24 protein-coding genes are annotated in these 19399 nt (G+C 60.7%); 22 read left to right on the top strand and 2 right to left on the bottom strand.

The genetic code is table 11. From position 1 onward, the window contains the following. Positions 1–92: 92 nt before the first annotated feature. Positions 93–617 carry a transcription termination/antitermination protein NusG gene (locus IB267_RS27000; protein WP_246810867.1) on the top strand — a complete coding sequence of 175 codons (525 nt, stop codon included), beginning with the start codon at positions 93–95 and terminating at the stop codon, positions 615–617. 209 nt (positions 618–826) lie between these two features. Then, entirely contained in the window at positions 827–1183 is a 357-nt protein-coding gene (locus tag IB267_RS26995) for an HNH endonuclease (protein ID WP_192450617.1), read from the top strand. Here IB267_RS26995 and IB267_RS26990 read toward each other — a convergent pair whose 3' ends face one another. Then, positions 1184–1414, bottom strand: a complete 231-nt coding sequence (locus IB267_RS26990) for a hypothetical protein (protein WP_192450616.1) — start codon at positions 1412–1414, stop codon at positions 1184–1186. A 140-nt stretch (positions 1415–1554) separates the two neighbouring features. Between IB267_RS26990 and IB267_RS26985 the strand changes: the two genes are divergently transcribed. The 14 genes from IB267_RS26985 to IB267_RS26920 all read left to right on the top strand — a co-directional run bounded on the left by IB267_RS26985 (position 1555) and on the right by IB267_RS26920 (position 10425). Then, positions 1555–2034: a helix-turn-helix transcriptional regulator gene (locus tag IB267_RS26985; RefSeq protein ID WP_192450615.1), complete on the top strand. Its 480-nt coding sequence runs from the start codon at positions 1555–1557 to the stop codon at positions 2032–2034. Continuing rightward, a complete protein-coding gene (locus IB267_RS26980) occupies positions 2034–3728 on the top strand; it encodes a terminase large subunit domain-containing protein (RefSeq protein ID WP_192450614.1) in 1695 nt (564 codons plus the stop codon). Before IB267_RS26985 ends, IB267_RS26980 begins: the two co-directional genes overlap by 1 nt. Next, positions 3725–5047, top strand: a complete 1323-nt coding sequence (locus IB267_RS26975; RefSeq protein WP_192450613.1) for a phage portal protein — start codon at positions 3725–3727, stop codon at positions 5045–5047. The genes IB267_RS26980 and IB267_RS26975 overlap by 4 nt, the downstream gene beginning before the upstream one ends. Further along, entirely contained in the window at positions 5044–5787 is a 744-nt protein-coding gene (locus tag IB267_RS26970) for a head maturation protease, ClpP-related (protein WP_192450612.1), read from the top strand. The genes IB267_RS26975 and IB267_RS26970 overlap by 4 nt, the downstream gene beginning before the upstream one ends. Before the next feature lie 69 nt (positions 5788–5856). After that, on the top strand, positions 5857–7077 hold the full coding sequence (locus tag IB267_RS26965; protein WP_192450611.1) for a phage major capsid protein: 1221 nt from the start codon (positions 5857–5859) through the stop codon (positions 7075–7077). Positions 7078–7153: 76 nt separating this feature from the next. After that, a complete protein-coding gene (locus IB267_RS26960) occupies positions 7154–7348 on the top strand; it encodes a hypothetical protein (RefSeq protein WP_192450610.1) in 195 nt (64 codons plus the stop codon). Positions 7349–7350: 2 nt separating this feature from the next. Further along, positions 7351–7938 (top strand): head-tail connector protein, encoded by a 588-nt coding sequence (locus IB267_RS26955; protein ID WP_192450609.1) that lies wholly within the window; start codon positions 7351–7353, stop codon positions 7936–7938. Positions 7939–7960: 22 nt separating this feature from the next. After that, positions 7961–8149: a hypothetical protein gene (locus IB267_RS26950; protein WP_192450608.1), complete on the top strand. Its 189-nt coding sequence runs from the start codon at positions 7961–7963 to the stop codon at positions 8147–8149. Continuing rightward, positions 8127–8501 (top strand): head-tail adaptor protein, encoded by a 375-nt coding sequence (locus IB267_RS26945; RefSeq protein ID WP_192450607.1) that lies wholly within the window; start codon positions 8127–8129, stop codon positions 8499–8501. The genes IB267_RS26950 and IB267_RS26945 overlap by 23 nt, the downstream gene beginning before the upstream one ends. Then, positions 8498–8917 carry an HK97-gp10 family putative phage morphogenesis protein gene (locus IB267_RS26940; RefSeq protein WP_192450606.1) on the top strand — a complete coding sequence of 140 codons (420 nt, stop codon included), beginning with the start codon at positions 8498–8500 and terminating at the stop codon, positions 8915–8917. The genes IB267_RS26945 and IB267_RS26940 overlap by 4 nt, the downstream gene beginning before the upstream one ends. Further along, a complete protein-coding gene (locus IB267_RS26935; RefSeq protein WP_192450605.1) occupies positions 8914–9339 on the top strand; it encodes a DUF3168 domain-containing protein in 426 nt (141 codons plus the stop codon). The genes IB267_RS26940 and IB267_RS26935 overlap by 4 nt, the downstream gene beginning before the upstream one ends. A 74-nt stretch (positions 9340–9413) precedes the next feature. Next, the gene (locus IB267_RS26930; protein ID WP_192450604.1) at positions 9414–9860 is read left to right on the top strand and encodes a phage tail tube protein; all 447 of its coding nucleotides are present in this window, start codon (positions 9414–9416) and stop codon (positions 9858–9860) included. Further along, the gene (locus IB267_RS26925; RefSeq protein WP_192450603.1) at positions 9857–10243 is read left to right on the top strand and encodes a gene transfer agent family protein; all 387 of its coding nucleotides are present in this window, start codon (positions 9857–9859) and stop codon (positions 10241–10243) included. Before IB267_RS26930 ends, IB267_RS26925 begins: the two co-directional genes overlap by 4 nt. 32 nt (positions 10244–10275) lie before the next feature. Next, positions 10276–10425 (top strand): hypothetical protein, encoded by a 150-nt coding sequence (locus IB267_RS26920; RefSeq protein ID WP_192450602.1) that lies wholly within the window; start codon positions 10276–10278, stop codon positions 10423–10425. Here the strand turns inward: IB267_RS26920 and IB267_RS26915 are convergent. Further along, positions 10422–10688 (bottom strand): hypothetical protein, encoded by a 267-nt coding sequence (locus tag IB267_RS26915; protein ID WP_192450601.1) that lies wholly within the window; start codon positions 10686–10688, stop codon positions 10422–10424. The two genes, IB267_RS26920 and IB267_RS26915, sit on opposite strands and share 4 nt — an antisense overlap. 41 nt (positions 10689–10729) lie before the next feature. Here IB267_RS26915 and IB267_RS26910 point away from each other — a divergent pair, with 41 nt between their 5' ends. From IB267_RS26910 to IB267_RS26885, 6 genes are read left to right on the top strand one after another with little or no spacing between them, the layout of a single operon-like run. Beyond that, the gene (locus tag IB267_RS26910; protein ID WP_192450600.1) at positions 10730–13516 is read left to right on the top strand and encodes a tape measure protein; all 2787 of its coding nucleotides are present in this window, start codon (positions 10730–10732) and stop codon (positions 13514–13516) included. 20 nt (positions 13517–13536) lie between these two features. Beyond that, positions 13537–14154 carry a hypothetical protein gene (locus IB267_RS26905; RefSeq protein WP_192450599.1) on the top strand — a complete coding sequence of 206 codons (618 nt, stop codon included), beginning with the start codon at positions 13537–13539 and terminating at the stop codon, positions 14152–14154. After that, the gene (locus tag IB267_RS26900) at positions 14151–14795 is read left to right on the top strand and encodes a DUF2163 domain-containing protein (protein WP_192450598.1); all 645 of its coding nucleotides are present in this window, start codon (positions 14151–14153) and stop codon (positions 14793–14795) included. The genes IB267_RS26905 and IB267_RS26900 overlap by 4 nt, the downstream gene beginning before the upstream one ends. Beyond that, positions 14796–15203, top strand: coding sequence for a hypothetical protein (locus tag IB267_RS26895; protein ID WP_192450597.1), 408 nt, complete (start codon positions 14796–14798; stop codon positions 15201–15203). Beyond that, positions 15203–17827: a phage tail protein gene (locus IB267_RS26890; RefSeq protein WP_192450596.1), complete on the top strand. Its 2625-nt coding sequence runs from the start codon at positions 15203–15205 to the stop codon at positions 17825–17827. Before IB267_RS26895 ends, IB267_RS26890 begins: the two co-directional genes overlap by 1 nt. After that, positions 17827–19389 (top strand): hypothetical protein, encoded by a 1563-nt coding sequence (locus tag IB267_RS26885; RefSeq protein WP_192450595.1) that lies wholly within the window; start codon positions 17827–17829, stop codon positions 19387–19389. The genes IB267_RS26890 and IB267_RS26885 overlap by 1 nt, the downstream gene beginning before the upstream one ends. Positions 19390–19399 lie beyond the last annotated feature (10 nt).

Here is a 19399-nt window from a genome sequence, read left to right as displayed (position 1 = left end):
GAATGAAGGGTCAGCCGATCGCAACCGCATCGAGAGACGGTTTTAGGGACCGTATGCGGCGAATCACAGCAAGGAATTTGAAGGCAGCCTCAATGAAAGTGACCGAAATGAACCCCGAAAATGCCCGCTGGTACTGCCTCCACATCTTGCGCGGCAAAGAATTCGATGTGGAAAACGCACTGATGTCGGCCAATGTTGAGGTCTTTGTGCCGCGTGAAAAGATCGTTTCGGTACGCGCAGGCAAGAAGATCGAGACCGAAGTGCCGCGATTGGCGAGCTATCTGCTGGTGCGCCTGGTGCCATCCGCTGAAGCGTTTTCTGCGCTCCGCAACCTGAGACATGTTCTCGATTTCGTTGGCGGCACTGCCGGATATCACGTGATCAAGGATAGCGATGTAGCTGTTTTCAGGAGCAAAAACCCGCTGCGTGTCGCGACGGACAAGAGCATCGGGCAGGGCACTGAGGCCGATATCGTGCTTGGTCCATTCGCCGGTTTCAGGTGTATCGTTACCGCCGTCAGGTGGTGCCGTGAGGCGAAGGCGAGCGTTCGCATCGACGTGCAGGGCAAGGTATTCGACATTGAGAGCTTGCCTCTTGCGCATTTGAAGAAGGTGTGAGAGTCATTCTGCCAACGGACGAGCCGGATGACGTACCCCTCCGATCCCCTAGCCTGGAGCTAGGGCAGAGCAGGCAGCAGCCTCAGGGACCAACGATCACCAGCCCCACGCCCTCACAGCCTCCGAAGCGAGGCACCGAGTCAGGGCAAGTGCTACTGCTATGACCAGATTACAGGCGGCCGAAAGGTCGCCTTTTTCGTTTAAGGGTTATGGGCAGACTCTCGACACTCAAGCCAAGGCTTACGACGCTGGGCTCGCGCATCGCTCGGCCGGAAGGTGAAGCGGCTCGCCTCGCAGAGCGCGATCGCAACGTGACCTGGCGCAAGTGGTACAAGACGGCGCGTTGGCAGAAGCTGCGCATGCAGGTGCTGAAGCGTGATCTGTTCACGTGCCAGATGGTTGGATGCGGGCGCATTGAGGCTAACACCTCTCAACTGGTCGCTGACCACAAGATCCGCCATCAGGGCGACGAGCGGCTGTTCTGGGATGAGAACAACCTGCAGTGCCTTTGCAAGCCATGCCATGACCGCTTGAAGCAGAAGCAGGAGCGTTCGCGGTTGTTTTGACTATGAACCTTCAGCAAGGCGTTCGTTAAGGCGCCTGATGTACAAGGCGTACTTATCAATCAAATGCTGATGCGAGGCGATGTCCTCTGCCATGATCTCCTCATCAGAGCGGTCGTCACTTTGATCCTTAAAGACAAACCGATGCTCCCGAATGTACTCGATCATCGATTGCGCTTCGCCCATCTGGCGAGTGTATCTGTCGCGCATGCTCTCCAGTTGTGAGCGGTTCATTCGGTCGGTCCTCGTCGTTCGATTGGTTGTCGACCGGCATTTGCACAGGGTTCGTTATCCGGGACAAGGGGGGTGGGTCGAAAGTCTAGTGGGCCTCACCGCCTAGACCCGCGTCCCCCTCATTCAGAGATTTTTTTCCGATGGATCAGGATTTTGACCTGTTCGGCCAGCTGGTGCCGAACTGGAAAGGCAAGCGTGGGCGGCCTCCCTATCAGCCGACCGAAAAAGATCGCAACAAAATCAAGCTGTTGCTGGCGCTTGGTTGGTCGATCGAGCGGATGGCAAACGGTGTTGGCATCTCGCCGGCCACGCTGAAGCGGTATTTTAGAGCCGAGCTGCAAGAACGCTCGGCGATGCGCGACCGGCTCGATGCGCGGCGTTTCGAGATCGCGATGGAGCAGTCGAACGCCGGCAACGTCGCCGCGCTCAAAGAGCTGGGCAAGATGATCGAGCGCTCAGACCAGATGCTGATTGACGCTCGCCTGCGCGGCGACGATCGCAAGCCGGAGAAAGAGCCGGAAGTCGGAAAGAAGGAGGCACGGAAAGACGCTGCCAAGACCGCCGGTGAAGGCAGCTCTTGGGGCAACGATCTGCTGCCGGGTGTTCATAGGGTGCAGTGATGGATACGGCATGGATGCCGGCTACCGCCTGGTCGACAGCCGTTCCGGATTGGAAAGATCGGATCCGCAAGCGCCTGCCGCTCGTGCCGGATCTGCCGCTCTACGACGTGGTTGCCGAGAAGGCGCTTCGGATTTTCAAGCGTCTGAGGGTGCCGGATATCATCGGCACCCCGACCTATGGCGAGGCTTGCGACGATTGGGTCTTTGACTTCGTCCGTGTCGTCTTTGGTAGCTACGACCCGGAGACGAAGCGCCGGGCGCTCCGCGAGTTCTTTCTTCTCGTTCCGAAAAAGAACGGCAAGTCGTCGATCGCGGCAGCGATCATCGTCACGGCCGCGATACTCAACGAACGGCCGGAAGCAGAACTGCTTTTGATCGCGCCGACGAAAGCCATCGCGGACATCTCGTTCAAGCAGGCTGCGGGCATCATCCGGCTTGACGACGAGCTGTCGAAGCTTTTCCACGTGCAGGATCATCTGAAGAAGATCACGCACTTCAACACGCTGGCAGCTATCGTCGTGAAGGCGGCTGCTGCCGACGTCATCACGGGTTCCAAAGCCACATACATCCTGATCGACGAAACACACGTTTTCGCGTCGATCGCCAAAGCCGCTGAGATCTTTGTCGAAATTCGCGGCTCGCTGGCAGCGCGTCCGGACGGTTTTCTGCTTCAGATCACGACGCAGTCGAAGACGCCGCCGGCGGGCGTGTTCAAGGCGGAATTGCAGAAGGCGCGCGACGTGCGCGACGGCAAATTCGAATTTCCTATGCTCGCCGTGCTTTACGAGCTGCCGCCAGAGGACGCCGTCGACGGAAAGTGGAAGCGCAAGGAAACCTGGGGCCTCGTTAACCCGAACCTCAACCGCTCGGTGAGTGCGGACTACCTCGCTGGTGAGATAGCGACTGCGGAACGCGAGGGGCCGGAAAAGCTGGCGCTGATTGCCTCGCAGCACTTCAACGTCGAGGTCGGTCTAGGCCTGCACGCTGATCGCTGGGCCGGCGCGCTGTATTGGTCTGACGCCGCGCGGAAGGGCCTGACGCTCGATACTATCATCGAGGAATGCGATGTCTGCGTCGTCGGGATCGACGGCGGCGGCCTCGACGACTTGATGGCCATCGCTGTGATCGGGCGCCACGCCAAGTCGCGTACCTGGCTGCACTGGGCGCGGGCATGGGCACACACTGACGTCTTTGAGCGCCGAAAGGAGATCGCGCCTCGTCTTCTCGACTTTGAGAAGGATGGAGATCTCTGGGTCTGCAAAGAGGTCGACGACGACGTTACGGCGATTGTCGACATCTGCGAGCGGCTTCATTTGGCGGCATTGCTGCCGGAGAAAGCGGGCATTGGTCTCGATGCATATGGCGTCGCGAGCCTGCTAGATGCGTTGGCAGAACGCGGCATGGCCGGCGACCTGACTATGGCAGTCGGGCAGGGGTGGAAGCTCCAATCCGCAGTTACGACGCTCCCGCGTAAGCTGAAGGATCGGACCATGCAGCATTGCGGTCAGCCGCTGATGGCGTGGACGGTCGGCAACGCGAAAACCGAGCTGAAAGGCTCCAATTACATCGTCACCAAGGAAGCCTCCGGCGCGGCGAAGATCGATCCGCTGATGGCGACCTACAACGCGGCGATGCTGATGTTTCAAAACCCTGTCGCCAAGGCGATCAGCAAACCGTCCCTGGAGTTCCTATGAGCAGATGGCGAGACCGTATCGCTGACTGGGTCGCCGGGCGCGATGCCAATCAATTGCCAGTGGATCGTGTTGAGCCGGTGTTGGCGCAGTCCGCTGAAGTTCCGTTGCCCGCGATTACCCGCAATTCGTCGAGCTGGACCAATTTTGTGGAAGGGATGGGTAAGCTGCCGGCGCCGACCGAGCGCACGGCGCTCACGGTTTCGGCGATCTATGCCTCGGTGAATCTCATCGCAGGCGCCATCGCTGCCTTGCCGGTCAACATCTACCGGGTCAACGTCGAGGACGGCGAGCGCGACAGGATCCACAACGACGATCTGCATTGGGTTTTCAATGAGCAGATGAGCCCACGGTGGACGGCGGCGAGCGGATGGGAGTTCCTCTGCCAGTCGTTGTTGCTGCACGGGGATGCGTTCGCTGTTATCGGCCGCAAGGCGGGCGGGACACCGGGAACTCTGACACCGGTTCACCCTCAACGAGTGACCGTTGGCGTCTGGCCTGACGGCTCGCGCCTGGTTTACGCCGTCGAGCCGGAAGCTATCGCCGGCAAGACAAGCGAAGGCATGCTGGTGATCGACCAGGATGACATGCTGCACATTCCGGGCTTCGGCTTTGATGGCGTTCGCGGGCTTTCGCCATTGCGCCACGCGCTGCGCATGACGGGGGCATCCTCGATCGCAATGCAGGATTTCGCGGCGAACTTTTTCGCTAATTCGGCTCGGCCCGATTATGCGCTCGTGTCGAAGGATACCCTCGGCAAGGAGGCCGTTGCCGACCTTCGAGGGGAAATCGACGCAAAGCATCAAGGCACGGCGAATTCACACCGCCCGATGCTCTTGCATGGCGGGTTGGACATCAAAACCATAACCCTGCCGATGAAAGACATGGAGCTCATCGCGCAGCGTCAGTTTCAGATCGAGGAAGTTGCCCGCATCTACGGCGTCCCGCCCTTCATGATCGGCCACAACGAGAAGACGACGTCCTGGGGCTCAGGTGTCGAGGCAATGGCCGTCGGGTTTGTCCGGTTCACGCTGCGGCAGCACCTCAACAAGTTCCAGAACGAGCTCAATCGAAAGCTGTTCCGCACCGCTTCGCGGGTGGCCGAGTTCGACACCACGGACCTTGAGCGCGCCGATACCAGATCGCTGTTCGAGTCGCTGCGGATCGCTCTCGGTCGCGCCGGCGAAGAGAAAATGATGTCGGTCAACGAAGTCCGATCAGTCCTTCGTCTGAAGAAGGACAAGGAGAAGGGGAGCGACAGCCTTGCGCCGGTCATGCCGGCTCCAGCCAAACCTGAAAAGCAGAAGGAAGCTCAAGTATGAAGAACAAGCTCCGCGCGCTCCTGGCGTCGAACGCCAAGCGCGGTTCCTTCCGAGCAGAAGGCAACACGATCTACATTTACGACATCATCGTTGCCGATGAGTTTGAGGCCGAATGGTTCGGCGGGGTTTCGCCGGTTGCCTTCGTCGAAAAGCTGTCAGCCATCAGCGGTGACGTGACGATCCGGATCAACTCACCCGGCGGCGATGTCTTCGCAGCGGTTGCCATGTGCCAAGCGATGCGCGAGCACGCCGGCGCTATCACCGTCCACGTTGATGGTTACGCTGCGTCGGCTGCCTCGGTAATCGCTGCCTCGGCCTCGCAAGTCGTCATGGCGCCGGGGTCGTTTATGATGATCCATAAGGCCTGGACGATAGCGGTCGGCAATTCGGACGACCTCGTCTCGACGGCCGACCTGCTGGTAAAGGTCGACGGATCTATCGCCGAAACCTACGCAACGAAGAGTGGCGGCGAGATCTCCAATTTCCTCGACCTTATGGCCAAGGAAACATGGTTTACCGCGGCCGAAGCGGTCGAAATTGGCCTGGCGAACGAGATTGCCAGTGATAAACCGAAGGCTTCCGCGAAATGGGACATGAGCGCTTTCGCGGCGGCTCCGAAACTTCCTGATCCAGCTCCGGAGCCGCAGCCTTCGCCGCCGCAGCCGGAGCCAACCCCAGACAATGTCATTGCCCAGCGCGTTCGGCAGCATGCCGCTCGTATGCTGGAACGAGCTGCCTAAGCGCGCCGCGCGTAGCAGAAAACCGACCGCCGGGCGGTCAATTTCCACATCGTTGAAAGGAATAACGAGATGTCTATTCAGGCATTGCGAGAACAGCGTGCGGCCAAAGCCAAGGCGCTGAAGGACTTGGTTGAGAAAAAGGACTGGAACGCCGAAAAGGACCAGCCGGTCTATGATGCTGGCATCGCCGATATCGACGCCATCGACGATCAGATCAAGCGCATCACTGCGGTAAACGAACGCGTTGCCGAAGATGCCTTGAAGAACAGCGTTATCGATGCGGCCGAAAAGGCGGGTAAGGATCAAAAGTCCGACGGCGCGCGGCTCTATGCCAAGTGGCTGCGCGGTGGTGACAATGCGCTTTCTGCCGAAGAATGGACTATCGTTCGCAACACGATGTCGACGACCACGCCGGCCGAAGGTGGCTACACTGTCGCTACCGATGTCGCTACGACGGTTCTTGATGCGCTGAAGGCGTACGGCGGCATGCGTGAGGTTGCCAACGTGATCCAGACGTTGAGCGGCAACCCGATGTCGTTCCCGACCTCCGACGGCACCACCGAAGAAGGCGAAATTGTACCGGAAAACCAGTCCGCTTCCGACCAGGACGTCGGATTTGGCACGACCGGGCTGCCCGTCTACAAGTATTCATCCAAAGTGGTGACTGTACCGTTTGAGCTGCTCATGGATAGCAGCGTCGACATCGAGGCCTTCATCCGGGGGCGCTTCATCACTCGTCTCGGCCGCGTGACCAACAAGCACTTCACCATCGGTAACAATACGAACCAGCCGAACGGTGTCATCACTGCCGCAACGGTCGGCGTCGCTGCGGCAAACGGAAGCTCTCAGGTGACCAACGTCACCTATGACAGCCTCGTCGATCTGCAGCATTCGGTCGATCCTGCGTATCGCGAGGGCGGCAATTGCCGTTGGATGATGAACGACGATAGCGTGCGCATTGTCCGCAAGATCAAGGACAGTTCGCAGCGGCCGATCTTTGTCCCCGGCTACGAGACGAATGTGCCCGGTGGAGCGCCGGACAGACTTCTTGGCGATCCGATCAAGGTCAACCAGAACGTCGCCAAGATGGCGGCAAGCGCCCGGTCGATCGGCTACGGCGACTTCAAGCACTACACGATCCGCGATGTGATGGCGATCCAGATGTTCCGGTTTGCCGACTCTGTCTACGCCAAGAAGGGCCAAGTCGGCTTTCTTGCCTGGATGCGTGCCGGCGGCAACCTGCTCGATGTCGGCGGCGCGGTGAAGGTCTTCGTCAACGCCGCTTCCTAATCGCTGCGCAAACCAGTTGGGTCGCACACGGCGGCCCGCTTTTCCTTCGTTTGATCCCCCTAGAGGAGTAATGACAATGACCGATGCGAAAACGGATGCCGGCAAGAAAGCCGAGCAGAAGAAAGTCAAACTGACGGCGTACCATGGCGAAAATGGTCCTGGCGACGTTGTAACCCTCGACAAGGCCGACGCTGATCGGCTCGTCGAAATCGGTGCTGCGGCCGAGCTGAAGGCCGCCAGCGGCGACAGCGAAAACGGCGAACAGGCCTGATCATGCGCCGCCCCATTCGCACCTCGGCGCCTGCCGTAAAGCCGGTATCCCTTGAGGAAGCCAAGCAGCATTGCCGGGTCGACACCAACGAAGACGATGTCGTCATCGCAGCGTTTATTGATGCTGCGGTCTCGCACCTCGACGGGTGGTCCGGTGTGCTGGGGCGGTGCCTCATAAATCAGGGCTGGCGTTTGAGTTTGACGGGCTGGCCGGCGTGCCGCTCCATCCGGCTGCCCTTTCCTGATGTCTCTGACGCGACCGTCAAATACTTCGATGTCGACAACGTCGAGCAGACCGTTGATGCCTCACTCTTCGAGCGGGTCGAAGATGAGCGAGGCGCCATCGTCGAATTTCGCGAGGGCTTCACCGGTCCCGCCGTCTTCGCTGACCGTTCCGCTGCGGTCACGGTGGAATTCGTCGCGGGATATGGACCTGCTGCCGGCGATGTTCCGCAGGCCATTCGCGCGGCGATCTCGATGATGGTTGCCCATTGGTACAACCACCGAGAGGTCGCGGTCGAAGGTCAGTCCGTCGAAGTTCCCTTCGGCGCTTCAATGTTGATCGCGCCATTTCGGCGAACCGGCATCTGATACCCGCTTGATGGAGGCTGACATGCCACGCGTGCGTTTTATTGCTGACTTCGATTACAAGCCGACGCCTCAGTCGACCGTGGGATACCTCGCCGGCATGGAGGAGGTCGTAAAGCGCGAATGCGCCGAGCAGGCGATTGCGGTCGGCAAGGCTGTTGCCGTCCCGACCAAGCGAAAGGAGGTGACCGATGGTGAAGCGGTCAGCCGGTGATCTCTATCATCGCTACGCCTTCGACAAGCGCGAGCAAATCGATGATGGCGCCGGGAATACGGTCGGGAGATGGATCGAGCAGTTCTCGGTGCGTGCCGGCGTTATCAATCTTCGCGGCGGTGAGGCCGTCATGGCCGGCCGCCTTGAGGGCAAGCACACGCAGGTCGTTTTTGTCCGCGCCTCGTCGCAGACGCGCTCGATCTCTACGGATTGGCGCCTGAGGGATGTTCGTACCGGCGCCTTCGTCAACGGCAAGTGGACCGGCGTTTCCTACAACATCCGCGAAATCACCCGATCCGACGATCGGCAGTGGATCGAAGTGTTGAGCGAGAGCGGAGTTGCTGACGGATGACGAAGATCCTCAATCTCGCCAAGCTGGACAAGAAGCTGAAGCGCTTGCCGACGGTTGCCAAGGAGTTCATCCGGGCCGAAATGGGCAAGGTTGCCGACCAGGTCGTTGAGATGATGAAGCGCCTGGTGCCCGTCGAGGACGGCGTGCTGAGCGATAGCATCGGCTGGACGTGGGGCAAGGCACCGAAGGGCGCGAGCATCGTCGCGACCGTGGAATCGAAGATGGGCGCGGATCTCACCATCACCATCTACGCCGGCAGCGTCGAGGCCTACTATGCGCGGTGGCAGGAGTTCGGCACGCAGGATCTGCCGGCGCAGCCCTTCTTTTATGTGAGCTGGCGCGCCAGTCGCAAAGATGCCCTCCGACAGGTCCGCAAGGCCTCGCGGCAGGCGGCAAAGAAGGTAGCGGCATCATGAGCGACGCTTCGTTTGAGCTTCAGGTCGCTATCGTCGCGCTCCTGAAAAACGCCCCTGCGCTAACCGCGCTCATTGGTGACCGCGTCTACGATCACGTGCCGCGAGATCCGGCCACGAACAAAGTGACGGCCACATTTCCGTACGTCTCGCTTGGTCCCGACCAGGAGCTTCCGGAGGCCGCCGATTGCGTTCGCGCCTCGGAATTTGTGCTCCAGATCGACGCCTGGTCACGCGAGCCGGGTTTCCCGGAAGTCAAGAAGGTGGCGCGCGCCGTCGAGGATGCGCTTCACGAAGTCGAGTTTCTGTTACCCGGAAACGCGATGGTTTACTTCGAGTATGACGGGCGCCGCGTGTTCCGCGACCCTGACGGCCTGACGTCTCAGGCTGCAATGACCTTCCGGGCCGGCATCGACAAGGCCTGATCCTTCGCAAATTCGGCATTTCGCCAACCTGCCCGACGGGCGGGCAATTCCGCTTGCCATCAAAGGAGACAGACATGGCAGATGAAGCAACGACAATTAAGGGCGGCAAGGTAAAGGTGCTGCTCGGGAATGCCGCGACTCCGACCGTCTACACGGCGCCGTGCGGTTTTACGCAGAAGTCCGTCACGCTCAACAAGGGGCTGGAGGAGGTGCAGATCCCCAACTGCGTCGACCCCGATGCGGTCGACTGGCTCGGCCGTGATGCCACTTCGCTGTCGATGAGCATCAGCGGCGAGGGCGTGCTGGCGTCCGAAAGCGTCGAGACCTGGCTCGAGGCGTGGGAAGATGTCGACTCCGTGCCGGTCAAGGTTGAGTGGGTGTTTCCCACGAAAACGATCACCTGGACGGGGCGCATGCACGTCGAGACGCTCGAAACCACTGCGCCGAACGGTCGCCGCGTCACGGCAAACGTCAGCCTGCAGAGCGACGGCAAGATGACGCGCGTGGTGACGCCGGTATGAGCCGCAACGCTCAAATCACGTTCCCTTGGGCGGATGGTGATTACACCTTCCGCCTCGGGTGGGGCGAGCTGGAGCAGCTGCAGGAGGCTTGCGACGCGGGGCCATATGTCATCCTCTCTCGCCTGCAGGACGATACGTGGCGCGTTGGTGACATCAGCCATACCATCCGCCTCGGCCTTGTCGGCGGCGGCATGAAGATGACCGACGCGCTGCTGAAGGTGCGCAAGTTCGTCGAAGCTCGCCCGCCCGCCGAAAACCTCCTGTTTGCGCAGGTCATCTTGTCGGCAGCCTGTGTCGGCGCTCCGGAGGAGAATGTGGGGGAGGAGGGCGCGCCAAGCCCGGCGGAGGAGAACGCCTCGACGACCTCCCCAACGGAAAGCTGAGGTTTGGCGCGATCTACGGCAATGGCGCGGCGATGAGCTTCACGCCACAAGAAATCCGGGCAATGTCGATGTGGCAGTTCATGGCCGCGCTTGATGGCTTCATCGCCGCCAACTCGCCCGAAGACACGGGTTTGACGGCGAAAGAGGCTGAGGAGCTTTGGGAGTGGCTGGAGGCTGGTTAGCCCTCGGTCACGATTTCGCGGCCGATAAGAAGCATCACGAAACCTATTAGGGTGAGGGTCGCGAGCGCAACGAAAAGCGTTTCCGGCATGTCGGGCACTGCGATCGTGCCGGATACGTCCTCCAAGCGTTTCTGGAATTCGTTCCGGCCCGCGAACGCCGTAAGTGCGGCGTTGTACTCCCACGCGGCGTACGGCGTGGGCAGCACAAACAATGCCGCTCCGACTTTGCCGATGGCGTTCAATCGATACTTCGAAACACTCATTGCGTGTCCTCCGGGCCGCAATCTCTCAAGGAATTTTCGTTTTGTCCATCGACCTTGAAAAGCTCGTGGTGCAGTTGTCTGCCGACATCAAGAGCTACGCGCGCGAGATGCAGAAATCGGTCGGCGTGACCAACGCAACGGCGCGCGCGATCGAGAAGCGCTACGAGAACATGAGCCGAAAGCTGGATTCGATCGGGCGCCGGTCAGCCAGCGCCTTGATTGCCCCCTTAACCGGTGTCGCTGCGGCCATCTCGGTCAACGAGGTGCTTGGATACGCCGACGCCTGGACCACGGCCAAGAACAGCCTTTCCGTGGCCGGGGTCGTTGGGCAGCAGCAAGTCGATGTTCTCGATCGCCTGTATCAGTCGGCGCAGGCGAATGCCACGCCGGTCGGGGCGCTTGCAGATCTGTTCGGCAAGGCCTCGCAGGCCTCCGACGTTCTCGGGGCCTCTCAAAAAGAGCTGATCGCATTTTCCGATGGCGTCGCGACTTCCTTGCGTGTTGCCGGTACAAGCGCTGGCGCCGCTTCGGGGGCGCTCACGCAGCTGGGGCAGTTGCTCGGTTCCGCGCGTGTTCAAGCCGAAGAATTCAACTCCATCAATGACGGTGCTCGGCCTATCCTGATGGCCGTTGCGGCTGGTCTCGACGAGGCCGGCGGTTCCGTCAGCAGACTCAAAGAACTGGTGAATGAGGGCGCCGTTTCAGGTCGCCAGTTCTTTCAAGCCTTCCTCAAGGGTCTTCCTCAGATCCAGTCGATGGCCGCCAACTCCACGCAGACGATCGAGCAGGGTGTTACGAAGGTCAACAACGCCTTCACGAAGTACATTGGCGAGACGGATGCCAGTCTCGGCGCATCAGAGCGGCTTGTCGCGGGTCTAAACGCGCTTGCCGACAATTTTGGCGAAACTGCTGACGTCGTGCTCCAAGTTGCCGGCGTTATCGCTGGAGCGTTGGTTGGTCGATCGATTGCGTTGATGGTTGCTAAGCTCGGCCTCGCCACGACGGTGGTTTTGAAGTTCGTTGCTGCACTGCGAGCCGCTGCGTCGGTCGGCAGTGTCGCGTCGGCCATCGGCGGGCTCGCAGCGGCGGCCGGCCCGATCGGTGTCATTGTCGGTGGAACCGCTGTCGCCGCGCTCGCGCTGTTCGCGAGTTCTACAGATAGCGCCGGAAGCGGCGCAGATCGCTTTGCTGAGCGCCTCCACAGAATGGGGGACGCTGCGGAGGAATCCGCCTCAAGGGCAGAGACGGCGAGCCGGAAAGTCGATGAGGTTGTAAAGAATCAGCTGACGAGTGAGGTCTCGGCCGCGAAAAGTGAGGTTGAGGCTGCCACCGCCGCTGTCGTCGACCTGTTCGACAGTCTTTTCCGGAACGTCGATCGGGACACCATTTCTCCAGAGCAAATCCGTCAGCTTGAAGATCTGCGCGACAAGCTGAAGGCTGGCACGGTCGGAGCCGACGAGGCAAACAACGCGCTGCATAGCCTTGCCAACTCCAATCCCAATTTTCAGGCGGTTGCGAACGCCTTTAAACCGTTGCTCGAAAAGTTGGGGCAAGTGGTCACTGCGGCTAAGCAGGCGCAACAGGAATTAGCTTTGGCATCCGGTCAAGCCGTTACACCGGAAAGCGCGGCCGCCTATCGTCAGTACGGTCAGTCTCGCTCTAAGAGCGAGGAGATGTTGCGCCTCGGCAAAGCCTACGCCGACGAGGCGGCGCGGCAGAACAAGCTGAGCAAGGATCAGCTCGCCGTCGAAAAGGAAATTGCGTCGATCCGGAAGGATCTCAAGGACAAAGGTGGTTTCCTTGCTGATGCCCAGATCAAGGCGTTGGCCGAAGCGAATGTTGCGGCCGACCAGGCGCGCAGCAAGTCGTCCGGAAGCGGTCGCACGAAAGGCGTAAAGCAGACCTCTGAAAGCCGGTTCGATGCCGACATTCAGGCGGTCAAGGATCGCACGGCGGCACTGGTTGAAGAGCAGCGCATTGTCGGACTGTCGTTTCAGGACCAGGAGCGCCGGCGCATGGCGCTCGACCTGGAGCAGACCGCGCTTGCGGATCTGCGAGAAGAGGCGCGCCGTAAAGGGCAGACGGATCTCGAAAACATCAAGCTTTCGGCGGATCAAACGGCGAAGATCCGCGAGGCCTCGGCAGCGTATGCCGAGCAGGCCGATGTTCTTCGCCGCGTGCAGGAGCAGCAGGATAGGGCAGAGCAGGCGGCCGAAGATTTCTATGATGTCTTCAAGTCGGGCACCATAGGCGCCATCACCGGCGCCGACAGCCTTTCCGAAGCTCTGGAGAACGTCGGAAAGCGCCTTTCCAGTCTGTTGCTGAATAGCGGCTTCGATAGCCTCTTTCAGCCGCGCACCTCCAGCTCGTCGGGCGGAATGTTCGGCGGGATATTCTCGGCGATCGGGAAATGGATTGGCCTTGCCAATGGCGGGCCGGTCAAGGCTGCATCGGGCGGCAAGGTCACCGGTCCGGGCACGAGCCGAAGCGACAGCATCCCGGCGATGCTTTCCGATGGCGAGTACGTGGTCAATGCGGCCGCCACCCAAAAGCACCGCGCGTTGCTCGATGCCATCAATTCGAACCGTGCGTTGCGGCTCGCGGATGGTGGCCCGGTCAAGCTGACGGCGCCGCGCATGCCAAACCTTGCCGGCATGGGGCTGAAGGGCGGGCAATCCGTTTCTTTGAGCTATGCCCCTAGCTACAGCGTGACCGGTACGGGGGAAGAGATCGCCGCGCTCAAACGTCAGATGGCGCAGGATCGCGCCGAGTTTGAGGGCCGCACGATCAAGGCGGTGCGTGACGCTCAGAAACGACGCATGATTTAGTCGAAAGGCTCGTTTTAGAAATGGCGATCGTATTTCCTCGCGAGCTGCCCGATGTCGGTTTCGTCACCGCCGATGTCATACTCGCTGATCCCGTCAAGGCGTCGCCATCGGGCGCCCGGCTCATCAACTACACGCAGGTGGAAGATCCGGTGTGGCAGGCGTCGATGGTCACGAGGCCGTTGCTCTACTCAGAGTATTCGGCGGTTGAGACCTGGTGGCTGTCTTTGCGCGAGGGACTGCGAGCCGTGTTGTTCCGCCATCCTTGGGATTGTTACCCTCGGCTCCACCGTGGCAACCACGCGCCGGCAGACGTTGCCGGCGTCCTGGTCTCTGTGACCAGTGGCAACGAGCTGGCGGTTTCTGGCGTCGATCCAGCGCTCGCGTTGTCGATCGGCGATCGGGTCGGCCTTGAGCGCCTCGGCCGGTATCACGTTGGTCGTGTGGCTGATGTCTCGGGCGCTGGCGCGGCGCGGCAGATTGCGATCGAGCCGCCCCCGCAAGGCGTCGTGACGCAGGCGGGTGCCGTCGTGCGGTTCGCACGCCCGGCTCTGATCATGAGGCCCGTGCCCGGAAGCTTTCAGGCTCCGAAAGCGGGCCATCGCTTCAACGTCTCGTTTCAGTTGCGGGAAAGCCAATGACGCTGTCACAAGAGGTCAAGGATCTTTACGACCAGGGCAGGATCTCGACGCGGCAGATGGTGCGCGTAACACTCGGCTCGGGCGTCTATGGCTTCATCGCTCGAAAGGAACCTCTCGACTTCGGCGGCGTCACCTATCGGCCGTTTGGCCTGTTGGAGGTCTCGGAGATCGGCGGGGGCACGGGGACGGCGGCCGATGGCGGGTTTACGTTGCGCTTGGCTGAAAGCAAGGATGACGGGCTCACGCCTGCGATCCTGACGCAGATCGAGAACGAAGATTACCGCGACCGGCCCGTTGTCGTTTACGACGCGCACTTTCATCCAGACACGCTCGCGCTGATCCAGATAGAGCCCGTCGCGCGGGGATACCTCGATATCATCGAGCATTATGCGGACGACACGCGCGGCTATTATCTCGAAGCGAAATGCGAGGGGCGGCAGCTCGATTACAGCCGTCGCAACGGTCGCAAGCGAACGCTCGTCGACCAGCAGCGCCGAGATCCCGGCGACCGCTTCTTTGAACATGCCGCCACGGCCGGCCGTGTCGATATCGCATGGGGTCGAGTTGTCGGCTCGGCCATGAACGCTGCCAAGAACGTCGCCGCCGGCGCGGCTAGAGCCTTAGGTTTCAAGGGGCTTTGAATGTCCAGACAATCCGGATGGGAAAGACGCCTCAACGCGGTTGTGGCGAAGCACCAGGCGTTGCCGTCTCGTTGGGGCATCTCCGATTGCTACGTCATCCCTGACGATGCGGTCGAGGCGCTGACGGGTGCCGTGATGTATCCGAACGCGCGGGGCTACCAGACAGAGGCGGGCGCCGCCAAGGCGCTGCGCCGGCATGGCTTCGCTAATGTGCGGGACGCATTCGCGGCACGGTTCGCGGAGATCCCGGCAATGATGGCGCAGCGGGGCGACATCGGTGTGATCGAGCGCGATGGCGCCTTTTCCGGTGGTGTCTTCACCGTCCTTGGTTTCATGACGCGCGCCCATGGAGGCGCGGTCGAATTCATTCCGGCAAGTGCCGTGAATTCAGCTTTCAGGGTGGAATAATGGGCTTTCTCGCTCCGATCCTCGGCGCCGTCTTCGGCGCTGGATCTCTCGGCATCATCGGCAAAATGGTGATTGCCGTCGGCCTCAACCTCATCGTTGGGAAGATGGAGGAGCGCCGCGCCAAGAAAAACCAGAAGCAGGTTGGTGGCGTCGAGTTTGAGCGTCAATATGGCGAGAACGTCAGCCGCAAGGTGGCCTGCGGCCTCGTCGGGCTGGCGGGGCACGACACCTACGTCAACACCTTCGGCTCTTCCAACAAGTACCTGGAGCAGGCCTACACCGTTGCGGATTTTCCCTGCGATGGCCTGTCGCGGATATGGGCCGGCGGAGCGCTGCTGCCGCTCGAAGAAATTCTGCCGTCGATCCCGCACGCGAAAAGTTATCGCGTCGCAAGTGGCACCTACGCCGGCTTGATGGTCTTCACCTTCTACGATGGCACGCAGACGGCCGCCGACGCCGGCATGGTCGCCAACTCCAATCCGCCTGGTCGCTGGACCGCCGATCACATCGGCACGGGCATCGCCTGGATCAAGGTCAGCCTGACCTATGACAGCGAGAAGCTCGGCCAGTTTCCGGACTTCTTTTTTGAGATCCGCGGTGCCCGTCTCTACGACATTCGCAAGGATTCCACGGCTGGCGGATCTGGCCCGCATCGCTGGGGCGTCTACTCGACATACGAGTTCACCGAAAACCCAATCCTGTTCGAATACAGCTACCGGCGCGGCTTTTCGGTCAACGACGACATGTTCTGCGGCATGGGCATGGATGCGGCGGATCTGCCGTTCGATCGCTATGCCACGGCCGCCAACATCTGCGACGAGGCGACGGATCACGGCAAGCGCTATCGCTGCTCAGTGATGTTCGATGCCGATGTCGACCACGGCGACAACATCGAGGCGGTCATGCGTGCTTGTGGCGGCATCGTGATCGACAGCGTCGAGGGCTCGTGGCCGCTTGTCGGAACCGATCAGCCGATCGTCGAGACTTTCACGGATGACGACCTGGTCGCAGGGGAGCCGGTGCGCTATCAGCGCCGTCGGTCGATGGCGGATCTCGTCAACATCGTCTCGGGCACCTATCCGGAGCCGGCCAATATGTGGTCGCCGGCCGGCTATGACGTTCAGACGAACCCGGCCTATGTGGCGCTGGATCGCCGTACGCGAGACGTGCCGCTCGACTTTCCGACCGTGCCTTACAAGGCGCAGGCGAACCAGCTCGCCTCGATCTACTTCAATGAGAACCGCTACGAGGCGACGGCCGACATCATCCTTCGCCCCCGGTTCCAGACCATCAAGGCGGGCGATTGGGTGCGCTGGAATTCGGCTCGCTATGGTGACCGCGTCTATATGGTGCAGGCTCGGGCAATCAGGGCGCTGACCAGCGATGGCCCGCGCAACGTGATGCTTTCGCTGCAGGAGCGTGACGGCGCGATTTATGACGGCGTTGGCGTGGTGGCTCCGGTCATTCCGTTGCCGCCCGGCGAGCCTGTCTATCTGAGCGAGTTGCAGGATTTCAGCGTCATCGGCGTGAAGGCAGTTGGGGCGGATGGTCGCTCTTACCCGGCCTTCCGGATCGCATGGGCGCCGATCGTCGACATGACCGTAACGGGCATCACATTCGAGTGGTGGATCAAGACGGCGCCGGCCAACAAGTTCTCCAAGCAGGTATCGGCCAGCGACGGCACGATTACCTTTCTTCAGGAGGGTATCCTTAGCCTGACCGATTACGAGTTCCGCTACAGGCTGCTTGCCGATCGCCCGACCAACTGGACGGCGCCTATCACCGTGAAATCGGTCGACGGCGGCAATGCGGATCTGGAGATCGGCTTAGGCCGGCTCGGCGAGGATGTGAAAAACCGCTTCGAGGAACTGCAAGGCGAGTTCAACGGCGTCTGGCAAAGGCTCGAAGAGTTGACCACGGCGTTTTCGCTCGATGGCGCTGTCGGCGAGGTCAAACGGCAGGAGCTGAAGGCGGCGGTCGGCGATGCGTTCGCGCAGATCGTTACCGAGCAGCGTGTCCGCGCCTCGCAGGATGAGGCCCTGTCGCAGCTCTATACTGCGTTGACGGCGACGGTCGGCAGCAATCTCGCACGGTTGATCACAGAGGAGACGGCGCGAGCGACGGCGGATAGCGCCTTGAGCGGCCGCCTGACGTCGCTCGATGTCAGCGTGGCCGGGAACCTTGGGCGCTTGATCAGCGAGGAACAGGCTCGCGCCACCGCCGACAGCGTGCTCACAGCGAGCATGACGGGCATCAGCGCCGACATGAACGGGCGATTTGCCGGCGGCCTGGTGAAGTTTCAGGCGTCAGCCGATCAATCGGGTGTCAACGCTCGCTTTTCGGTGATGCTTCGTGCTGGGCTTGGCGACCAGTTCAAGGAAAGCGGCTTCTACCTTGAGATCTACACCGAGGGCGGCGTGTTGAAATCGCGCTTCGCGGTGAAGGCCGACCAGTTCGTGATCTGGAACCCCGGAAGCCCCGCGTTCCTACCCATCGTCATCGAGAACGGCGAACTGAAGCTCAACATCGCCAATATCGGCTTGATCCGATCGGGCAGGCTCCTGTCGCAGAACGGCAAGATGGATATCAACCTCAACAACGGCACGATCGAGATCTATAGCTGATGGTTCGCACAATGATTGGCGTCGACAGCACTGGCGCCGGCTGTATCAAAATGATGAAGAGCGACGCCGATGATCCGCGCACCACGCCGGATAGCGAGCGCTGGAAGTTCCTCTACAACAGCAAGTTCTCGATCACGATGAACCTGGCCGACATGCAGCGGGTCAACCAGATCAGCCGGCCGGGGCTGAATGACTCGGGCGTGATGTACTACTATCCTCCCGGTTCCAACAGCAGCAACTTTGTGTACGGCGAGGGGTCAGCTGGTGGCTCTAGTACCTGGTGTTATAAGAAGGAGCATTTTCCTACGCTCCGGTATGAAGTGCCTCTTTACGACATCAAGGCGAAGAAGGGCGAGGGCAGCAACCGCTATAACCAGCAGATGGTCTTCTGGTTCGACAGCTACGACTATTACAATGGTCAGGGCGGATTTTATGTTGCCGGGAACTACCAACAGCTGGCGTGGGTAACGGGCACCGACAGTTCGTTCTTCAACAATACCTGGGGTTCATGGGCGTCTGGCATCATGATCAATATTACCAGGTTCGACACGATCGACGGATTTAACCGTTTCCTGTCGAGAGATCGGACGCTCGTTGTCTGGAACCTGCCTGGCAACAACGCGCCCGTCGACGAGGCGCCTGCTTTGGCGCCGAATGGAAGCAAGACGATCAAGATCTCGTCGACCGAGTTCAAGGCGGCGAGACCCGGTTACCCGGTCGATACGGCGACACCGGCGCAGATTGCTTTCGACATCGGCGCCAAACTACCGGTGAAGGTCATTCGGTCGGGCGACATCGCACTTCCGGCTGGCGTGAGCTACTTCGATGTCGGCTTCCAGATCCCTGAGATGGTCGCGCTCGACGTGCATTTCTACAACAGCGCCACCATCATGTATCCGTGCAATCCGCAACTTAACAATTTCGGCGCAGAGTACTGGTTCGATGGCACGCGGATCGGCTTCGACGCTTCGACCGGCATGCGCGCCCGGTTCATGCTCTACCTCGAAGACAACAGCCCGCCGACCAGCGGCAGCAACAAGGTGCTGCGGAAGTTTCACGACGGGGTGCAGGAGGTGACGCAGATCCTGCGACCGGGCTCGGCCGATCCGCCGGGCTGGGCCGACATCGTCATCGACAGTCGATGGCCGCAGGTGCAAATCCTTGCGCAGGGATGGATCGACACAGTTGCGGGAAACGGCGTCGCCTACGACATACCATTCGACGGAACCGGAATGTTCCCGATGGTGAAATACCTGACGACGCATGGCGCCGGCAGAGGTGGCAGCGCTGCCCCGGACGGCCTCAATCAGCTCAATACATCGTGGACGAACGTCTACCGTCTCCCGTTCGTGAAGCGGCTGAAGTACACGGCGCCCGGCAACCAGTCGCACGCGGGCGAAAGCACCTATTGCGAGTTGACCCAGGACAACGCCCGCTTCTGGACCTTCGCCGGCAATGTCGGCGACTACTACAACCGACGCAATAGCCCCGGAAGCTGGCGCACCTCTGGCGCCACGCCGCCTCTCGGCATCCGTTATTACGTTTTCGGCATTCCAGCTTAGGAAGCTCCCA

The sequence above is a fragment of the Ensifer sp. ENS09 genome, from assembly GCF_014852425.1.
Taxonomy (GTDB): domain Bacteria; phylum Pseudomonadota; class Alphaproteobacteria; order Rhizobiales; family Rhizobiaceae; genus Ensifer.
The sequence above is the reverse complement of the archived record's forward strand: the minus strand, read 5'-3'. Positions and strand labels throughout refer to the sequence as shown.

Excerpts from the sequence above, each read along its gene's own strand:
- IB267_RS27000 (WP_246810867.1), top strand. The coding sequence starts at position 93 with ATGAAAGTGACCGAAATGAACCCCGAAAATGCCCGCTGGTACTGCCTC.
- IB267_RS26975 (WP_192450613.1), top strand. The coding sequence starts at position 3,725 with ATGAGCAGATGGCGAGACCGTATCGCTGACTGGGTCGCCGGGCGCGAT.
- IB267_RS26945 (WP_192450607.1), top strand. The coding sequence starts at position 8,127 with ATGGTGAAGCGGTCAGCCGGTGATCTCTATCATCGCTACGCCTTCGAC.
- IB267_RS26940 (WP_192450606.1), top strand. The coding sequence starts at position 8,498 with ATGACGAAGATCCTCAATCTCGCCAAGCTGGACAAGAAGCTGAAGCGC.
- IB267_RS26895 (WP_192450597.1), top strand. The coding sequence starts at position 14,796 with ATGTCCAGACAATCCGGATGGGAAAGACGCCTCAACGCGGTTGTGGCG.
- IB267_RS26905 (WP_192450599.1), top strand. The coding sequence starts at position 13,537 with ATGGCGATCGTATTTCCTCGCGAGCTGCCCGATGTCGGTTTCGTCACC.
- IB267_RS26960 (WP_192450610.1), top strand. The coding sequence starts at position 7,154 with ATGACCGATGCGAAAACGGATGCCGGCAAGAAAGCCGAGCAGAAGAAA.
- IB267_RS26995 (WP_192450617.1), top strand. The coding sequence starts at position 827 with ATGGGCAGACTCTCGACACTCAAGCCAAGGCTTACGACGCTGGGCTCG.
- IB267_RS26935 (WP_192450605.1), top strand. The coding sequence starts at position 8,914 with ATGAGCGACGCTTCGTTTGAGCTTCAGGTCGCTATCGTCGCGCTCCTG.
- IB267_RS26920 (WP_192450602.1), top strand. The coding sequence starts at position 10,276 with ATGAGCTTCACGCCACAAGAAATCCGGGCAATGTCGATGTGGCAGTTC.
- IB267_RS26900 (WP_192450598.1), top strand. The coding sequence starts at position 14,151 with ATGACGCTGTCACAAGAGGTCAAGGATCTTTACGACCAGGGCAGGATC.
- IB267_RS26885 (WP_192450595.1), top strand. The coding sequence starts at position 17,827 with ATGGTTCGCACAATGATTGGCGTCGACAGCACTGGCGCCGGCTGTATC.
- IB267_RS26985 (WP_192450615.1), top strand. The coding sequence starts at position 1,555 with ATGGATCAGGATTTTGACCTGTTCGGCCAGCTGGTGCCGAACTGGAAA.
- IB267_RS26890 (WP_192450596.1), top strand. The coding sequence starts at position 15,203 with ATGGGCTTTCTCGCTCCGATCCTCGGCGCCGTCTTCGGCGCTGGATCT.
- IB267_RS26990 (WP_192450616.1), bottom strand. The coding sequence starts at position 1,414 with ATGAACCGCTCACAACTGGAGAGCATGCGCGACAGATACACTCGCCAG.
- IB267_RS26950 (WP_192450608.1), top strand. The coding sequence starts at position 7,961 with ATGCCACGCGTGCGTTTTATTGCTGACTTCGATTACAAGCCGACGCCT.
- IB267_RS26925 (WP_192450603.1), top strand. The coding sequence starts at position 9,857 with ATGAGCCGCAACGCTCAAATCACGTTCCCTTGGGCGGATGGTGATTAC.
- IB267_RS26980 (WP_192450614.1), top strand. The coding sequence starts at position 2,034 with ATGGATACGGCATGGATGCCGGCTACCGCCTGGTCGACAGCCGTTCCG.
- IB267_RS26965 (WP_192450611.1), top strand. The coding sequence starts at position 5,857 with ATGTCTATTCAGGCATTGCGAGAACAGCGTGCGGCCAAAGCCAAGGCG.
- IB267_RS26970 (WP_192450612.1), top strand. The coding sequence starts at position 5,044 with ATGAAGAACAAGCTCCGCGCGCTCCTGGCGTCGAACGCCAAGCGCGGT.
- IB267_RS26955 (WP_192450609.1), top strand. The coding sequence starts at position 7,351 with ATGCGCCGCCCCATTCGCACCTCGGCGCCTGCCGTAAAGCCGGTATCC.
- IB267_RS26930 (WP_192450604.1), top strand. The coding sequence starts at position 9,414 with ATGGCAGATGAAGCAACGACAATTAAGGGCGGCAAGGTAAAGGTGCTG.
- IB267_RS26915 (WP_192450601.1), bottom strand. The coding sequence starts at position 10,688 with ATGAGTGTTTCGAAGTATCGATTGAACGCCATCGGCAAAGTCGGAGCG.